Genomic DNA, 14,954 nt, shown 5'->3' on the forward strand with positions numbered 1-14,954 from the left:
CTGGGCCGGCGGCAGCGCCAGCCTGGCGCGCGCCAGCACCTGCGCCGTCTCGTTCAGGCGCGCGACGGCGAGCGCGAAGCCGCGCGGATCGCGATGCGGCCAATCCGGAACCTGCTCGCGCAGCAGTTGTGCGGCCTGCAGCGGATCGGCCACCGGATCGAAAGCCAGTTCGCCTGGTGCGGCCGGCTGCGGTGGACCGAGCGAACGCTGCAAGGTCTGCGTCGTCTCGAAACGCGGTATCCAGGGCGCGTGGTCGAGCGCCAGCCAGGCGGCCCGCGCCAACGAAAGATGCTGAGCAAAGGGCAGCAGCACGACGACATCCCGCGATGCAAGGGCCTCGCGGCGCGAAAACGCCGCGATCTCGCGCACCAGGCGCGTCCAGCATGCGGCGACCGCCAGGTCGGCCTCGGGTGGCATGTCCTTGGCGGCAGGGTCCGGTGTCGGATTCAGGGGCGGGATCCTTCTATCGTCCCCATAGCGTGCAGGGCCGGCGCCGCGCGGCGCGCCAGGGGCCTTGTGTCAAAATCATTGTGCCCTGGAAGCTCGTGCGAACTGCGCACGACAGGCGGCAGTTGAAGGACCCATGATGGCCAGCGAACTGATCAAACACGTCTCCGATGCGTCGTTCGACGACGACGTGCTCAAGTCCGGTACTCCCGTGCTGGTCGATTACTGGGCCGAGTGGTGCGGCCCGTGCAAGATGATTGCCCCGATCCTCGACGAAGTCGCCAAGGATTACGGCAGCAAGCTGCAGATCGCGAAGATGAACGTCGACGAGAACCGCGACGTGCCGGCGAAGTTCGGTATCCGCGGCATTCCGACGCTGATGCTGTTCAAGGGCGGGCAACTGGCCGCCACCAAGGTCGGCGCCCTGAACAAGTCGCAGTTGACCGCATTCCTCGACGGCCACCTATAATCGCTGCAAACGTGCCGGGGCGAGGCCACCCGCCTGCCCCGAGCACCAGCGAGATTGCCGCCACGCTGCATCCAGCGCGTGGAGCCGGCACCCCCTCCCAGAACACCTGTCCTACCGTCGATCGCATGTCGATCGGCACCGACCGCGAGCGGTCCGGGCCCTATCCAGAGCCTGCGATCGCCCGACTCCGGTGGCGCCCGTTTTCCGGGTGGTCACGCTTGCCCCCGAGGTGCGCTTCATGCATCTATCCGAACTCAAAGCCCAGCACATATCCGAACTGATCAAGGTCGCCGAAACCTTGGAGATCGAGAACAGCGCCCGCATGCGCAAGCAGGAGCTGATGTTCGCGATCATGAAGAAGCGCGCCAAGCAGGGCGAGCAGGTGTTCGGCGACGGCGTGCTGGAAGTTCTGCCCGACGGCTTCGGCTTCCTGCGCTCCCCCGAGGCGAGCTATCTCGCGAGCACCGACGACATCTACCTCAGCCCCAGCCAGATCCGCCGCTTCAACCTGCACACCGGCGACATGATCGAAGGCGAGGTGCGCGTCCCCAAGGACGGCGAGCGCTACTTCGCCCTGGTGAAGGTGGACATCGTCAACGGCATCACGCCGGAGGAGAACAAGCAGAAGATCATGTTCGAGAACCTGACGCCCTTGTTCCCCAAGGAGCAGTTCAAGCTCGAACGTGACATCAAGGCCGAGGAGAACATCACCAGCCGCATCGTCGATCTGATCGCCCCGCTGGGCAAGGGCCAGCGGGCGCTGCTGGTGTCGGCCCCGAAGAGTGGCAAGACGGTGATGATGCAGAACCTCGCGCACGCCATCACCGCCAACTACCCGGAAGTGCACCTGATCGTGCTGCTGGTCGACGAGCGGCCCGAGGAAGTGACCGAGATGCAGCGCACGATCCGCGGCGAGGTCATCAGTTCCACCTTCGACGAGCCCGCCGCACGCCACGTGCAGGTGGCCGAGATGGTGATCGAGCGCGCCAAGCGGCTGGTGGAGCTGAAGAAGGACGTGGTGATCCTGCTCGACTCGATCACCCGCCTGGCGCGCGCTTACAACAACGTGCTTCCCTCCTCCGGCAAGGTGCTGACGGGTGGCGTCGATGCCAATGCGCTGCAGCGCCCCAAGCGCTTCTTCGGCGCCGCGCGCAACATCGAGGAAGGCGGTTCGCTGACCATCATCGGCACCGCGCTGGTCGACACCGGCAGCCGCATGGACGAGGTGATCTACGAGGAGTTCAAGGGCACCGGCAACTGCGAGATCCACCTGGATCGCCGCATGGCCGAGAAGCGCGTCTACCCGTCGATCCTGCTGAACAAGTCGGGCACCCGCCGCGAGGAGCTGCTGCTCAAGCCAGAGATCCTGCAGAAGACCTGGATCTTGCGCAAGCTGCTCTATTCGATGGACGAGATCGAGGCGATGGAGTTCATCCTCGACAAGATGAAGGCCACGAAGACCAACCTCGACTTCTTCGACATGATGCGCCGCGGCGGCTGAGCCCCTGGCCTAAGTCGTTGATGCATGGCATAATTTCAGGCTTTCGCCATGGCGGAAAGTGCGTTGTATGGCCGCAGTGGCGACTCAGCGTGGCTCCCGCACCCAGACCCTGCGAGGATTCGAGATGAAAGACGGCATTCACCCCAGCTACCGCGACGTGTGCTTCGTGGACCTCTCCAACGGTTTCAAGTTCGTGACGCGTTCGTGCGCCCAGACCCGCGAAACCGTCAAGATGGACGACGGCCGCGAACTGCCGCTGTTCAAGCTCGAGACCACCAGCGAATCGCATCCGTTCTACACCGGCACCCAGAAGAGCGTCGACTCCCTGGGCGGTCGCGTCGAGAAGTTCCGCAACAAGTTCGCGCACCTCGGCGCCAAGAAGTGACGGCGGTTCGCACACGTGCAAAGGCAGCCTCGGCTGCCTTTTTTGTTGCCGACTCGGGCCCCGGGACCGCGACCTGCCGGGGCACCGCCACGTTCGGTGCGCCTGCTTTACGTTCGCGGTCGCGGCTTTTGCTGCAAGATGCCGCGTCGTCGCCACCGCCCCTTCCGTCTTGAGCACCCCCACTCCCGCCCTTGTCTCGCAGCGTGCCGTCGAGCGCCTGCCACGCAGCGCGCTGCTGCTGTTCTGTGCCGCCTATGTGCTGCCCGGTCTGTTCGGGAGAGATCCCTGGCGCAATGCCGACATCACCGCCTTCGGCTACATGTTCAGCCTGGCGCAGGGTGGGGCCGACCTGTTGTCGCCCTCGATTGCCGGGCTGCCGGCAGACGGCGCCCTGCTGCCGTATTGGCTCGGTGCATTGGGCATCCACTTGTTCGGCGGTCTGCTCGATCCGGCGCTCGCGGCCCGCCTGCCATTCGCGCTGCTGCTGGTCGGCGTGCTGGTCTTCACCTGGTACGGCACCTACCACCTGGCCAGGACCGACAACGCCCAGCCGCTGCCGTTCGCCTTCGGCGGCGAGGCCAGCCCGGTCGACTACGCGCGGGCCATCGCCGACGGCGCCCTGCTGGCCCTGATGGCCACGCTCGGCCTGCTGCAGCTGGGGCACGAAACCACGCCGGAGCTGATGCAGTTGTTCGCGGCAGCGCTGTTCTTCTATGCCATGGCGGCGAGTGTCTCGCGCCGCTGGGCGTCGCGCGGGGCCGTGCTGCTGGCCCTGCCGGTACTGGCCGCCAGCGGCGCGCCGGCCATCGGACTGGGCTACGCGCTGGCCGGCGCTGTCGTCTGCCTGCGGTCCAGCTATCCGCTGGCCCGGCTGTTCTCGCTCTGGATCGCGGGGGCTGCCGCGCTGGCGTCCACCATCGCGCTGGCGATCGGCGCCTGGAGCTGGCGGCTCGGCACGCCCGACGTCAGCCAGGTGGTGCAGTTGCTGGCCTGGTTCGCCTGGCCGGCCTGGGCGATGGCCGGCTGGACGCTGTGGCGCTGGCGGGGCCACCTGATGCATCGGCACATCGCGGTGCCCGCCACCGCGGCAGCCGTCGCGCTGCTCGCCTGCATCGGCATGGGCGGCTCCGACCGGGCGCTGATGCTGGCCCTCCCGCCGCTGGCCGCGCTGGCCGCGTTCGCCTTGCCGACCCTGCAGCGCAGCGTGTCGGCCGCGATCGACTGGTTCTCGGTCGCGTTCTTCAGCATCGCCGCCATCGCGGTGTGGGTCGTCTACGCCGCATTGCAGACCGGGGTGCCGGCCAAGACCGCCTCCAACGTTGCCCGGCTGGTGCCGGGCTACCAGAGCAGCTTCGCGTGGTTCCCGCTGCTGGCGGCCGTGGCCGGCACCCTAGCGTGGCTGCTGCTGGTGCGCTGGCGCACCGGTCGCCATCGTCCCGTGCTCTGGAAGAGCCTCGTGCTGCCGGCCGGCGGCCTGAGCCTGTGCTGGCTGCTGGCCATGACACTGTTGCTGCCGGTTCTGGACTACGCGCGCAGCGACCGCCCGCTGGTCGAGCGCATCGCCCAGCATGTGCCGAGCGACGCCTGCATCGCCACGGTCGGCCTGCCACGGGCCCAGCTGGCCGCGCTGGAGTACCACGGTGGCTGGCGTGTCGAGACGCACCCGGTCCCGCCGCAAACCGGCTGCGAGTTCCTGCTGACCACGGCGCGCGCGAACGCCGTGACCGAGACGCTGGCGCGGCCCGGGTGGAAGCTGCTGGCGCGCGAGCGCCGACCGACCGATCGCGCCGAGCAGACCGTCGTCTACCGACGCGATCTCGCGAGCGCCGGCCGGTGAGCGGCGCGGGGACCACCGGACGCATCGCGCGCCACGCCACATCGATCCTGGTCGGCCAGGTGGCGGTGATCGGCTACACCGTGGCAGACACGGTGATGACCGGTCGCCACGACAGCACCGATCTGGCCGCGCTGTCGATCGGAGCAGCGGTCTACATCTGCGTCTACATCGCGCTGACCGGCGTGCTCCAGGCGCTGATCCCGGTGGTGGGCCACCATCACGGTGCGGGCAACCACGAAGGCGTCCGCGGCAGCTTCCAGCAGGGCGTGTGGCTGGCGCTGGCGATCGCACTGCCGGGCATGACCGTGCTGCTCTTCCCCGGCCTGGCGCTGAGCTGGGCCCGGACGGATGCGGCGGTGCTCGAGCGCGTGCAGTCCTACCTCGGCTGGCTGGCCTGGTCGCTGCCGGCGGGCCTGCTGTTCCGTGTCTACAGCGGCCTCAACCAGGGCCTGTCGCGGCCGCTGCTGGTCACCTTGCTCCAGCTGATGGCGCTGGGCCTCAAGCTGCCGCTCAACGCCTGGCTGATCTTCGGAGGCGCCGGCGTGCCGGCGCTCGGTGTGGCCGGATGCGCGATCGCCACGCTGATCGTGCAGTGCACGCTGGCCGGCGTGGCCGCGCTGATGCTGATGCATCATCCGGCCTATCGCGAACTGCAGCTGTTCGCCCGCTGGTCACGGCCGCGCTGGGACGCGCAGCGCGAACTGCTGCGGCTCGGCCTGCCCAGCGGGGCGGCACTGTTCTTCGAAGTGACCGGCTTCGCGCTGATGGCGGTGTTCATCGCCCGCCTGGGCACCACGCCGCTGGCGGGACACCAGATCGCCGCCAACGTGGCGGCGGTGCTGTACATGCTGCCCTTGTCGATCGGCATCGCCACCGGCGCCCAGACTGCGCAGGCCCTCGGCGCCGGCGACCGCACGCAGGCGCGGCGCATCTGGCGGCAGGCCTGTGGCTCGCGCTGGCGCTGGTGGCGATGCTCGGTGCACTGCTGGCCGGGCTGCGCGGCCCGCTCGCGCGCGCTTACAGCCCGGACCCGGCCGTGCAGGCCGTGGCCACCCAGCTGCTGCTGTTCGTCGCCGCGAGCCAGCTCGCCGACGCCACTCAATGCATTGCCTCCTTCGCGCTGCGCGCCTACCGCATCGCGCTGCTCCCGGCGTTGAGCTATGCGATCGGGCTGTGGGGCATCGGCCTGGCCGGCGGGGCCTGGCTCGCCTTCAGCCCGCCGCCGGTCTGGCCGAACGCGCTGGCGGGCCCGGCCGCATTCTGGCTGGCCAACGTGGTGGCGCTCGGCTGCGTCAGCGCGTTGCTGCTGGCCCTGCTTCAGCGCGTGTCGGCCGTGAGGTCGCCCACGGGGACCTCCGGGTCGCTGGCCGGCTGAGGTGTCGTCGGCGCCGCCACGCAGCGCAGGCGCGCGGCCGGAAAGACGAGACGGAAGGTCGAGCCCTTGCCGGGCTCGCTCTGCACGTCGAGTTCGCCGCCGTGGCGCTGCGCGACGTGCTTCACGATCGACAGTCCCAGGCCGGTGCCGCCGGTGTCGCGCGAGCGGCTGCCATCGACCCGGTAGAAGCGCTCGGTCAAGCGCGGAAGGTGCTCACGCTCGATGCCCAGGCCGGTATCCCTGACGGCGAACTCGCCGCTGCCGTCGGCCAGCCGGCGCCAGCTGATGTCGATGCGTCCGCCTTCGGGTGTGTAGCGCACGGCGTTGTTCGCCAGGTTGGTGAGCGCGCTCAGCAGCTCCGTTTCGGCTCCGGCGATCTGTGCACTGTCGTCGCCAGCCAGCGTCAGCGTGTGCCGGCCCTGCGACAGCGTGCGGGCGTCGGCCTCGACCAGCTGCAGCAGCCGCGACACCGCGATCCAGCGGTCGGCGGCCGGACGCGGGCTGCCCTCGAGCTGCGCGAGCGTCAGCAGGTCGCTCACCAGCGTCTGCATGCGCTGAGCCTGCTGGCTCATCAACACGAGCACGCGACGCGACTCCACCTCGGTCAGCGGCAGCGTGCTCATGGTCTCGATGAACCCCGAAAGCACCGTCAGCGGCGTGCGGATCTCGTGCGACACGTTGGCCACGAAATCACGGCGCATGGCGTCGGCCCGTTCGCGCTCGGTGATGTCCTGCGACAGCACCAGCTTCATGCCTTCACCATAGTCGCGCACCAGGACCGACAGCGTGCCCAGGCCGTTCGGGCTGGGGAAGACCACCGCCTCCCGGTAGACGCCGGCCTGCAGGTAGGCCACGAAGGCCGGCGCGCGTACGAGGTTGGTGATGCGCTGCAGCCGGTCGCGCCGCGGGTCGAGACCGAAGTGCGAGGCCGCCACCGAATTGCACCAGTCGATCTGCCCGTTGACGTCGAGCATCAGCACGCCGTTCGGCGAGGCCTCGATCGCGTCGAGGAACTGTGCGAGCCGCGCCTTCTCCTGCACCGTGCTGCGCTCACGCGCCCGGATGCCGCGTTCGACGCGGTAGGCGATCTCGCCCCAGAAGCCGGCGTCACGCGGCGCGTCGGTGTCCTGCGAGCCGCGCAACCAGGCGATCAGCCGCGCGCCGCGCAGGGTGTCCACGGCGGCGATCAAACCGATCGCCAGCGCGCCACCCAGCAAGGCACCCAGGATCGGCGCGCGCACCGCTGCGCCGGTCACATAGCCGACCGTCCCGCCCAGCAGCAGCGCGACAAGGCAGGAGAAGAGGCGCGGAAACAGCCAGGTCAAGTGGACTCACCCCGCGGGTGGCCGGCCGATCAGGCCGCGGCGGCCGCCATCTGCTGCGTCAGGCGGTAGCCGGCGCCCCGCACCGTCTCGATCATCGTCGAGCAGGCCACCGGCGCCAGCGCTTCTCGCAGACGCTTCACATGCACGTCGACCGTGCGCTCCTCGATGAAGACATGGTCGCCCCACACGCGGTCGAGCAACTGGGCACGGCTGTGCACCCGCTCGGGGTGCGTCATGAGGAAATGCAACAGACGGAACTCGGTAGGCCGATCTTGACCTCCTGCTCGCCGCGCGCCACGCGGCGCGTCGACGGGTCGAGCCTCAGCACGCCGAGTTCGACAGCGCTGTCGAGCGCCTCCGGCGCCTTGCGGCGCAGCACGGCACGGATGCGCGCCATCAGCTCGTGGGTGGAGAACGGCTTGGTCAGGTAGTCGTCGGCGCCCGCGTCGAGGCCGGCGACCTTGTCGCCCTCCTCCGCGCGCGCGGTCAGCATGATGACCGGCAGCTCCTTGGTGCGGCTCTCGCCGCGCCAGCGCTTCGCTAGCGCCAGACCCGACTGGCCTGGCAGCATCCAGTCCAGGATCACCAGATCGGGCAGCACGCTGTCGATCGCGAGCTGCGCCTGGTCGGCGGTGGCCGCGATCGTCACTTCGTAGCCGGCATGCCGCAGGTTGATCGAAATCAGTTCGGCGATCGCCGACTCGTCTTCCACCACCAGCACTCGGCTCATCGTTCGCTCCTTATGAGAGTCACTTGACCATCGACTCCACGGTCTCGACGGGGTTGTGGCGCACGTCCATGCCCTTGACGATGTAGATGATCTGCTCGGCCAGGTTCTTGGCATGGTCGCCCACGCGCTCGATCGCCTTCGCCACGAACACCAGGTCGATGCTCGACGAGATGGTGCGCGGATCTTCCATCATGAAGGTGATCAGCTTGCGCATCAGGCCTTCGAACTCCTGGTCGATCTGGTCGTCCTGCTTGATCACCTCGATCGCCTTCTCCACGTCGAGGCGCGCGAAGGCGTCGAGCGACTTGCGCAGCAGCGCGATCGCCAGCGTGGCCTCGAAGGACACGTCGGAGACCGGCAGCCGCAGGCGACTCGACACGCCCGTGTTGACCAGTCGCTGCACGGTGCGTGCCACGCGCGCCGCCTCGTCGCCGACACGCTCGAGGTTGCCGATGGTCTTGCTCACGGCGGTGAGCAGGCGCAGGTCGCGCGCGGTCGGCTGGCGCCGCGCGATGATGCTGGAGAGATCGCGGTCGATGTCCAGTTCCATCTGGTTGACCTTCTCCTCCTGCAGCAGCACCTGGCTCGCCGTCTCGCTGCTGAAGTTGGTCAAGGCGTACATCGCCTGTGCCACCTGGGACTCCACCAGGCCGCCCATCTCGAGCACGCGCGTGGAGATGCCGCTGAGTTCGCTGTCGAACTGCGTCGAGAGATGCTTGTCGCTCATGTTCGTTCCCCCTGGCTCAGCCGAAGCGGCCGGTGATGTAGTCCTCGGTGTCCTTCTTCTTCGGCTTCATGAAGAGCTCCGAAGTCGGGCCGAACTCGATCAGGTCGCCCAGGTACATGTAGGCGGTGTAGTCCGAACAGCGGGCAGCCTGCTGCATGTTGTGCGTGACGATCACCACGGTGTAATCCGACTTCAGTTCGTGGATCAGTTCCTCGATCTTGCCGGTAGAGATCGGGTCCAGTGCCGAACAGGGCTCGTCGAGCAGCAGCACCTCGGGCTTGATCGCGATGCCGCGCGCGATGCACAGGCGCTGTTGCTGACCGCCCGACAGGCCGGAGCCACTCTGGCCCAGCTTGTCCTTGACCTCGTTCCACAGCGCCGCCTTCTTCAAGGCCCACTCGACGCGCTCGTCCATCTCCACGCGCGGCAGGGTCTCGAACAGCTTCACACCGAAGGCGATGTTGTCGTAGATCGACATCGGGAACGGCGTGGGCTTCTGGAACACCATGCCGATCTTGGCGCGGATCAGCGAGACATCGTCCTTCGAGGTCAGGATGTTGTCGCCGTCGAGCAGGATCTGGCCTTCGGCACGCTGCTCCGGATAGAGCTCGAACATGCGGTTGAAGGTGCGCAGCAGCGTCGACTTGCCGCAGCCCGACGGCCCGATGAAGGCCGTGACCTTGTTCTCGGGAATGTCGAGGTGGATGTTCTTCAGCGCATGGAAGTGGCCGTAGTAGAAATTCAGGTTGCGCACCGCGAGCTTGGGCTTCTCGGTCACGGGCAGTTCGACTTTGACGTCCATGTCGAGTCCTTGGTCAGTGTTTGTTGCGGAACAGCACGCGCGCCAGGATGTTGAGCACCAGCACGCCGATCGTGATCAGGAACACCCCGGCCCACGCCAGCTTCTGCCAGTTCTCGTACGGGCTCAGCGCGAACTTGAAGATCGTGACCGGCAGGCTGGCCATCGGCTGGTTCAGGTCGGTGGTCCAGAACTGGTTGGACAGCGCGGTGAACAGCAGCGGCGCGGTTTCGCCGGCGATGCGGGCAATGGCGAGCAGCACGCCCGTCATCACGCCAGCGCGAGCCGATTTCAGCGTCACGGTCATGATGACCTTCCACTTCGGCGTGCCCAGCGCATACGCTGCCTCGCGCAGTGAGTTCGGGATGAGGCTCAGCATGTTCTCGGTGGTGCGGATCACCACCGGGATCACGATCAGCGCCAGCGCCATCACGCCGGCCAGGCCGGAGAAGCTCTTCATCTGCGCCACGACGACGGCGTAGATGAACAGGCCGATCACGATCGACGGCGCCGACAGCAGGATGTCGTTGATGAAGCGCGTGACGCTGCCCAGCCATGTCTTCTGGCCGTACTCGGCTAGGTAGACCCCGGCTAGCACGCCGACCGGCGTGCCGATGGCCGTCGCGAGCGACACCATCAACAGCGAGCCGAAGATCGCGTTCGCCAGACCACCGGTCTCGGCCTGCGGCGGCGGCGTCATCTCGGTGAACAGTGACAGCGCGAGGCCGCCGACCCCCAGACGCACCGTCTCGATCAGGATCCAGATCAACCAGAACACACCGAAGGACATGGCCGCCAGCGAGAGCATCAACGCGATCGCGTTGATGCGCTTGCGGCTGGCGTGCTTGCTCAGCCGCGAGGCCTGCAACGCGGCTGCGGAAGGACTTGCAATGCTGCTCATGAGCGACTCCCTTCACCCTTCTTCAACTGCGCCAGCAGCAGCTTCGAACAGGCCAGCACCACGAAGGTGATGAAGAACAGGACCAGGCCCAGGTAGATCAGAGACGCCTGGTGCAGGCCCTCGCCGGCCTCGGCGAACTCGTTGGCCAGGGCCGAGGTGATGCTGTTCGCCGCCTCGAACAGCGACAACGAATTGAGCTGGTTGAAGTTGCCGATGACGAAGGTGACCGCCATCGTCTCGCCCAGTGCACGCCCCAGCCCCAGCATGATGCCGCCGATGACGCCGGTCTTGGTGTACGGCAGCACGACCTTCGACACCACCTCCCAGGTGGTGGAGCCGAGACCGTAGGCCGACTCCTTGAGCATCGGCGGCGTGACCTCGAACACGTCGCGCATCACCGAGGCGATGAAGGGAATGATCATGATCGCCAGGATGATCCCGGCCGACAGGATGCCGATGCCCACCGGCGGGCCGCTGAACAGCGTGCCCAGCACCGGCACGCCATCGAAGGCGCCCTGCAGCGGCTGCTGCACGTAGGTCGAGAGGATGGGGGCGAACACCAGCAACCCCCACATGCCGTAGACGATCGACGGCACGGCGGCCAGCAGTTCGATCGCCACGCCCAGCGGCCGCTTCAGCCAGCCGGGGGAGAGTTCGGTCAGGAACAGCGCGATGCCGAAGCTCACCGGCACGCCGATCAGCAACGCGATGAACGAGGTCATCACGGTGCCGTAGATCATCACCAGCCCGCCATACTGGTTCTGGACCGGATCCCATTCGCTGCGCCACAGGAAACTCAGGCCGTATTCCTGGATGGCCGGTCCGGCGCCGATGATCAGCGACACGATGATGCCGACCAGCAGGCCGAGGGTCAGGATGGCGGCCGCGTGTGCAAGCACCGAGAACACGGTGTCGGCCCAGGGCGCCGCCTTGCGCACGACCGGCGGCCGATCCTGCGGGTCGGATCGTTCCATCTTGTCTTGATCGGGGTACGGGGTTGCAGGCAGTGTAGCGGCCACGTCGCCTCCTCCTTCGTTGCAGCAACAGGGAGGCGCATGCGCGCCTCCCCTCGAACCGACCCCTCCCAGGGTCGGCGTGGCAGGTCACTTGTAGGCGACGGCCTTGCCGGAGGCGTCCTTGATGTTGTCCGCCCACAGCTTGCGGATCATCGTCTTGACGGTGTCGGGCATCGGCACGTAGTCGAGGTCGGCCGCCATCTTGTCGCCGCTGCTGTAGGCCCACTCGAAGAACTTCAGCGCGTTGGCGGCGCTCTCGGGCTTGTCCTGAGACTTGTGCATCAGGATGAAGGTCGCGCCGGTGATCGGCCAGGCTTCCTTGCCCGGCTGCTCGGTCAGCACCTGGTAGAAGCTCTTCGCCCATTCCGCGCCGGCAGCGGCGGCCTTGAAGTTGTCTTCGTCCGGACCGACGAACTGGCCGTCCCTGTTCTTCAGCATCACGTGCGACATCTTGTTCTGCTTGGCGTACGCGTACTCGACATAGCCGATCGAGTTCGGCAGACGCTGCACGAAAGCCGACACGCCCTCGTTGCCCTTGCCGCCGGCGCCGGTCGGCCAGTTGACCGCGGTGCCTTCACCGACCTTGGTCTTCCATTCCGCGTTGACCTTGGACAGGTAGTTCGTGAACAGGAAGGTGGTGCCCGAACCGTCGGCGCGGCGCACCGCGGCGATCGAGGCATCGGGCAGCGTCACGCCGGCGTTGAGCGCGGCGATCGCGGGGTCGTTCCACTTGGTGATCTTCCCCAGATAGATGTCACCCAGCACCTGGCCGGTCAGCTTCATCTGGCCTGGGGCGATGCCCTTGATGTTGACGACCGGGACCACGCCGCCGATCACGGTCGGGAACTGCACCATGCCGTCCTTGGCCAGCTCTTCGTCCTTCAGCGGCGCATCGGACGCACCGAAATCGACCGTCTTGGCCTTGATCTGCTTGATCCCGCCGCCCGAACCGATCGACTGGTAGTTGAGGCGCGCGCCGGTGGCCTTGTTGTACGCATCGGCCCACTTCGAATAGACCGGGGCCGGGAAGGAGGCGCCGGCGCCGGTGATGTCCTGCGCCGAGGCAGTGCCGGCCACGGCGATCAGCGCGACCGCCGCGAGGGTGGAGCGGAGGAGAGAAACGTTCATGAGCAGCCCTTTCGAAGCTTGGTGGATCGATGGGCCGCACTCTAGGTGGGCTTTGTGACAGAGCCATGACGCGCCGCCGACAGTGGCGGGCCTGGACTTTTTCGTGACAGCGCCCTCGCCGATCCGTCACCGGAGTGTCACGATCGACTTCTATGCTCCGCGGCGATCGGCTTGGTGGGCTTGAGCCTCCGCCGCCCCTTCACAGAAACAGGAGTTTCCATGAACAAACGCACCCTGCTGCTCGCCACCTCGGCCGCCTGGCTGGCCCTGGCCGGCTGCGCTTCGACCCCAGCGCCGAAGACGATCGCCGGCACCGCGGCCGCGACGCCCTCGCTGTCGACCCTGAACAAGCTGATCGCCGAGGCGGGCCTCGCCGAGACACTGAGCGGCACCGGCCCCTACACCGTGTTCGCGCCGACCGACGACGCCTTCAAGGCCGTGCCGTCCAAGACCCTGGACGCCCTGAGCAAGGACAAGGAACAGCTCAAGGCGGTGCTGCTGTACCACGTGGCCCCGGGCAAGGTGCTGGCGGCCGACGTGCAACCGGGCAACCTGAAGACCGCGCAAGGCGCCAACCTGGCGGTAGCAAAGGCCGGAACCTTCCTGACGGTCGATGAAGCGCTGGTGACCCAGAGCGACGTGCTCGCCAGCAACGGCGTGGTGCATGTGATCGACAAGGTGCTGATCCCGCCGGTCAAGAAGTGACGTGGGCGGCGTGCCCGAGCCAAGGCGGCCCGCGCACGTCGGATCAAGCTCGGCGCACCGCGTCGGCCATGCGCTGGGCGCAGCGTTGCGCCAGGGCTGCGTCGCTGGCCTCGACCATCACGCGCAGCAGCGGCTCGGTGCCGGACGGCCGGATCAGGATGCGGCCGCGGTCGCCCAGTTCAGCCACCGACTCGCGCTGCGCCTCGGCGAGCGCGGCGCTGGCCTTCCAGTCCTGACCCGGCTGCAGCCGGACATTGAGCAGCACCTGCGGAAACAGCGTCAACCCCTCCAGCAGTTGCGCCAGGGTGCGCCCGCTGCGCACCACCGCCTGCAGCACCTGCAATGCGCTGACGAGCCCGTCGCCGGTGGTGTGCTTGTCCAGCGCGATCAGATGACCCGAGCCCTCGCCGCCGAGCTGCCAGCCGCGCGCCAGCAATTCCTCGAGCACGTAGCGGTCCCCGACCTTGGCGCGCACGAATGCGACGCCACGCGCCGCGAGGGCCTGCTCCACCGCGAGATTGGTCATCAGCGTCCCGACCACGCCGGGCACGCCGACGCGCGACGGCGCAGCGTCTTCCGACGGCTCGGCCGCGAGTCGGTCGAGCGTCATCAGGTACAGCAGTTCGTCGCCGTTGTAGAGACGACCCGTGGCATCGACCAGTTGCAGTCGGTCGGCATCGCCATCGAGCGCGATGCCGTAGTCGGCCTGATGGGCCTGCACGGCGCTCACCAGCGCCTCGGGATGGGTGGCCCCGAAGCCGTCGTTGATGTTGAGCCCGTTCGGGTTGCACCCGATGGAGATCACCTCGGCACCGAGTTCGTGGAACACCGCGGGCGCCACCTGGTAGGCGGCGCCGTGGGCGCCATCGACCACCAGCTTCAGGCCCTTCAGGCTCAGCTCACCGGCCACCGTGCTCTTGCAGAACTCGATGTAGCGGCCCTGGGCATCGTCGAGCCGGCGCGCCTTGCCGAGCCCACTGGAGTCGACCCACTGCGCCGGCTCCTCGACGGTGGCCTCGACCTGCTGCTCCCAGCGGTCGGGCAGCTTCTCCCCCTTGGACGAGAAGAACTTGATGCCGTTGTCGCCGTAGGGATTGTGCGAGGCACTGATGACGACACCCAGGTTGAGCCGCAGTGCCCGGGTGAGGTAGGCCACGCCGGGGGTGGGCAGCGGGCCGGTCAGCAACACGTCGACGCCGGCCGACGCGAAGCCCGCCTCCAGGGCCGACTCCAGCATGTAGCCCGAGATGCGCGTGTCCTTGCCGATCAGCACCGTGGGCCGCGACGCCGGGGAGGTCTGTTGCGATTTCAGCACCCGACCGACCGCATGACCGAGGCGCAACACGAAGTCGGGCGTGATCGGTGCCTGGCCGACGGCGCCACGGATGCCGTCGGTGCCGAAATAGGTTCTGCTCATGGGGTGCCATTGTGCCGGGCGCCCGGCGAGGCGAACCCTGCGCTCAGGGGCAAAGACCGGCAGCCCGCCACACTTTCAACGCATCGACGGTGGCGGCCACGTCGTGCACGCGCACGATGCGCGCCCCGCGCTGCACCGAGGCGAGCGCCGCCGCGACGCTGGGCACCAGGCGGTCGCCGAGCTCGCGGCCGG

13 protein-coding genes and 4 pseudogenes are annotated in these 14,954 nt (G+C 67.8%); 7 read left to right on the forward strand and 10 right to left on the reverse strand.

From position 1 onward, the window contains the following. A pseudogene (locus tag x551_RS11215) lies at positions 1-369 on the reverse strand (hypothetical protein); the annotation flags it as partial. Positions 370-586: 217 nt separating this feature from the next. On the opposite strand from x551_RS11215, the gene trxA reads away from it, so the two are divergent. From trxA to x551_RS27295, 6 genes and pseudogenes are all read left to right on the forward strand, one after another. After that, positions 587-916 (forward strand): thioredoxin TrxA, encoded by a 330-nt coding sequence (gene trxA / locus x551_RS11220; protein ID WP_011828882.1) that lies wholly within the window; start codon positions 587-589, stop codon positions 914-916. Positions 917-1,154: 238 nt separating this feature from the next. Beyond that, complete coding sequence (rho, locus tag x551_RS11225; protein WP_036229752.1) at positions 1,155-2,417, forward strand: transcription termination factor Rho; 1,263 nt, start codon at positions 1,155-1,157, stop codon at positions 2,415-2,417. A 124-nt stretch (positions 2,418-2,541) separates the two neighbouring features. Next, positions 2,542-2,802, forward strand: a complete 261-nt coding sequence (locus x551_RS11230; protein WP_036229732.1) for a type B 50S ribosomal protein L31 — start codon at positions 2,542-2,544, stop codon at positions 2,800-2,802. Between the two features lie 169 nt (positions 2,803-2,971). Then, positions 2,972-4,639: a hypothetical protein gene (locus x551_RS11235; RefSeq protein ID WP_036229729.1), complete on the forward strand. Its 1,668-nt coding sequence runs from the start codon at positions 2,972-2,974 to the stop codon at positions 4,637-4,639. A 95-nt stretch (positions 4,640-4,734) separates the two neighbouring features. Further along, positions 4,735-5,771: pseudogene (locus tag x551_RS11240) on the forward strand (MATE family efflux transporter); the annotation flags it as partial. 21 nt (positions 5,772-5,792) lie between these two features. Next, positions 5,793-6,014 (forward strand): hypothetical protein, encoded by a 222-nt coding sequence (locus tag x551_RS27295; RefSeq protein WP_253950356.1) that lies wholly within the window; start codon positions 5,793-5,795, stop codon positions 6,012-6,014. On the opposite strand, the gene phoR is transcribed toward x551_RS27295, so the two are convergent. The 7 genes and pseudogenes from phoR to pstS all read right to left on the reverse strand — a co-directional run bounded on the left by phoR (position 5,957) and on the right by pstS (position 12,640). Further along, entirely contained in the window at positions 5,957-7,339 is a 1,383-nt protein-coding gene (phoR, locus tag x551_RS11245; RefSeq protein WP_036229726.1) for a phosphate regulon sensor histidine kinase PhoR, read from the reverse strand. The genes x551_RS27295 and phoR overlap by 58 nt on opposite strands. A gap of 29 nt (positions 7,340-7,368) precedes the next feature. Beyond that, positions 7,369-8,069 (reverse strand): annotated as a pseudogene (phoB, locus tag x551_RS11250) (phosphate regulon transcriptional regulator PhoB). Between the two features lie 19 nt (positions 8,070-8,088). Next, the gene (phoU, locus tag x551_RS11255; protein WP_011828875.1) at positions 8,089-8,796 is read right to left on the reverse strand and encodes a phosphate signaling complex protein PhoU; all 708 of its coding nucleotides are present in this window, start codon (positions 8,794-8,796) and stop codon (positions 8,089-8,091) included. A gap of 16 nt (positions 8,797-8,812) precedes the next feature. Further along, complete coding sequence (pstB, locus tag x551_RS11260; protein ID WP_011828874.1) at positions 8,813-9,598, reverse strand: phosphate ABC transporter ATP-binding protein PstB; 786 nt, start codon at positions 9,596-9,598, stop codon at positions 8,813-8,815. A gap of 13 nt (positions 9,599-9,611) precedes the next feature. After that, positions 9,612-10,496: a phosphate ABC transporter permease PstA gene (gene pstA / locus x551_RS11265; RefSeq protein WP_036229721.1), complete on the reverse strand. Its 885-nt coding sequence runs from the start codon at positions 10,494-10,496 to the stop codon at positions 9,612-9,614. Next, positions 10,493-11,470 carry a phosphate ABC transporter permease PstC gene (pstC, locus tag x551_RS11270; protein WP_049820778.1) on the reverse strand — a complete coding sequence of 326 codons (978 nt, stop codon included), beginning with the start codon at positions 11,468-11,470 and terminating at the stop codon, positions 10,493-10,495. Before pstC ends, pstA begins: the two co-directional genes overlap by 4 nt. A gap of 129 nt (positions 11,471-11,599) precedes the next feature. Then, complete coding sequence (pstS, locus tag x551_RS11275; protein ID WP_036229718.1) at positions 11,600-12,640, reverse strand: phosphate ABC transporter substrate-binding protein PstS; 1,041 nt, start codon at positions 12,638-12,640, stop codon at positions 11,600-11,602. Between the two features lie 219 nt (positions 12,641-12,859). On the opposite strand from pstS, the gene x551_RS11280 reads away from it, so the two are divergent. Further along, the gene (locus x551_RS11280) at positions 12,860-13,345 is read left to right on the forward strand and encodes a fasciclin domain-containing protein (protein WP_036229716.1); all 486 of its coding nucleotides are present in this window, start codon (positions 12,860-12,862) and stop codon (positions 13,343-13,345) included. Between the two features lie 43 nt (positions 13,346-13,388). On the opposite strand, the gene glmM is transcribed toward x551_RS11280, so the two are convergent. Next, a complete protein-coding gene (gene glmM / locus x551_RS11285; protein ID WP_036229713.1) occupies positions 13,389-14,762 on the reverse strand; it encodes a phosphoglucosamine mutase in 1,374 nt (457 codons plus the stop codon). Positions 14,763-14,805: 43 nt separating this feature from the next. Further along, positions 14,806-14,954 (reverse strand): annotated as a pseudogene (locus x551_RS27300) (dihydropteroate synthase); the annotation flags it as partial.

Source organism: Methylibium sp. T29 (assembly GCF_000576205.1).
Classification (GTDB): domain Bacteria; phylum Pseudomonadota; class Gammaproteobacteria; order Burkholderiales; family Burkholderiaceae_C; genus Methylibium; species Methylibium petroleiphilum.

Coding starts and splice junctions, on each gene's coding strand:
- trxA (WP_011828882.1), top strand. CDS start 587: ATGGCCAGCGAACTGATCAAACACGTCTCCGATGCGTCGTTCGACGAC.
- pstB (WP_011828874.1), bottom strand. CDS start 9,598: ATGGACGTCAAAGTCGAACTGCCCGTGACCGAGAAGCCCAAGCTCGCG.
- glmM (WP_036229713.1), bottom strand. CDS start 14,762: ATGAGCAGAACCTATTTCGGCACCGACGGCATCCGTGGCGCCGTCGGC.
- pstC (WP_049820778.1), bottom strand. CDS start 11,470: ATGGAACGATCCGACCCGCAGGATCGGCCGCCGGTCGTGCGCAAGGCG.
- phoU (WP_011828875.1), bottom strand. CDS start 8,796: ATGAGCGACAAGCATCTCTCGACGCAGTTCGACAGCGAACTCAGCGGC.
- rho (WP_036229752.1), top strand. CDS start 1,155: ATGCATCTATCCGAACTCAAAGCCCAGCACATATCCGAACTGATCAAG.
- pstA (WP_036229721.1), bottom strand. CDS start 10,496: ATGAGCAGCATTGCAAGTCCTTCCGCAGCCGCGTTGCAGGCCTCGCGG.
- x551_RS11280 (WP_036229716.1), top strand. CDS start 12,860: ATGAACAAACGCACCCTGCTGCTCGCCACCTCGGCCGCCTGGCTGGCC.
- pstS (WP_036229718.1), bottom strand. CDS start 12,640: ATGAACGTTTCTCTCCTCCGCTCCACCCTCGCGGCGGTCGCGCTGATC.
- x551_RS11230 (WP_036229732.1), top strand. CDS start 2,542: ATGAAAGACGGCATTCACCCCAGCTACCGCGACGTGTGCTTCGTGGAC.